Raw genomic sequence first — 1326 nt, 5'->3', positions numbered from 1 at the left:
GCACTAAGTTGTCGGCATGACATGGGAGACGTGGGTCGCGCTCGGGGCGCTGGTGCTCGCCGGGTGTGCCGTCGTCATCGCCGCGCTGGTGCTGCGCCGTCTGCGCGAGTTGCGCACGTCACTGGCCCATGAGGGGGCGGTGGCGCCCGAGCCCGAGGCCCCGCCGACGCCGCGGCTCGTCGCGTTCATCGCCAACCCGTCCAAGCCCGCGGTGGCCGACGCCCGCGCCGAGATCCTGCGCGCGACGGCCGAGCTCGGCATCGCGACCCCGTTGTGGCTCGAGACCACCGTCGAGGACCCGGGCGTCGGGCAGGCGCGTGACGCCGTGCGGCGGGGGGCCGATGTGGTCGTCGTGGTGGGCGGCGACGGCACGGTGCGGGCCGTGGCCGAGGCGCTGGTCGGCACGAAGACGGCGATGGGGATCGTGCCCGTCGGCACCGGCAACCTGCTGGCCCGCAACCTCGGCCTGCCGCTCGGCGACCCGACCGCCGCGCTGCGGATCGCGCTCGACGGAACGGACCGCGCCATCGACGTCGGCTGGCTGCGGGTGCTGCACGACGGCTCGGTGGAGGACGACGTGACGGCCGCCGCCGCCCGGGTCACGCCGACGAGCCAGGCCTCGCGCGACCACATCTTCCTGGTGATCGCGGGGGTCGGCTTCGACGCCGCGATGATCGCCGACACCGATGACGACCTCAAGGCCCGGGTCGGCTGGATCGCCTACTTCGTGTCCGGGGTGCGGCATCTGCACGGCCGCCGCCTGCGCGCCGTGGTGCGGATCGACGACGCCCCACCGGAGACCCTGCGGCTGCGGAGCCTGCTGGTGGGCAACTGCGGCCGGCTCCCGGGCGGCATCACGCTGCTGCCGGACGCGCTCATCGACGACGGCTGGCTCGACGTGGCGGCCATCGACACCCGCGGCGGCGTGGCCGGCTGGGCGCAGTTGTTCGGCGAGGTCGTGCTGCAGGGCGTGGGCGTGCGCACCGAGCTGCCCGCGAAGATCGGCCGGATCGACCACACCCGGGGCCGCACCGTGCACGCGCGGTTCTCCAGCAGCGAGCAGGTGCAGGTGGACGGCGACATCATCGGGCGGGCGCGGGACGTGGAGACCCGTGTCGACGAGCGCGCGCTCGTGGTGCGGGTCAGCCCCGCCTGAGCAGGGTCAGTGGGTGCGCCCCGCGCGCAGCGAGCGGAGCCACTCGCGCGCGGCCACGAAGTCCTCGTCGGCGGTGCCGCGCCGCACCACGGCCCGCACGGCGTCGGCCCGCGGGTAGGAGCCGAGGAACCGCACATGCGGGCACACCCGGTGCAGGCCCACCAGCACCT

Annotated in this window: 1 protein-coding gene; it reads left to right on the top strand. The window is 75.2% G+C overall.

From position 1 onward, the window contains the following. Positions 1-16: 16 nt before the first annotated feature. A complete protein-coding gene (locus BN3788_RS00095) occupies positions 17-1156 on the top strand; it encodes a diacylglycerol/lipid kinase family protein (RefSeq protein ID WP_066581515.1) in 1140 nt (379 codons plus the stop codon). Positions 1157-1326 lie beyond the last annotated feature (170 nt).

The sequence above is a fragment of the Cellulomonas timonensis genome, from assembly GCF_900046455.1.
Lineage (GTDB): Bacteria > Actinomycetota > Actinomycetes > Actinomycetales > Cellulomonadaceae > Cellulomonas_A > Cellulomonas_A timonensis.
This window is presented reverse-complemented; position numbering and strand designations above follow the sequence as displayed.

Coding starts and splice junctions, on each gene's coding strand:
- BN3788_RS00095 (WP_066581515.1), top strand. CDS start 17: ATGACATGGGAGACGTGGGTCGCGCTCGGGGCGCTGGTGCTCGCCGGG.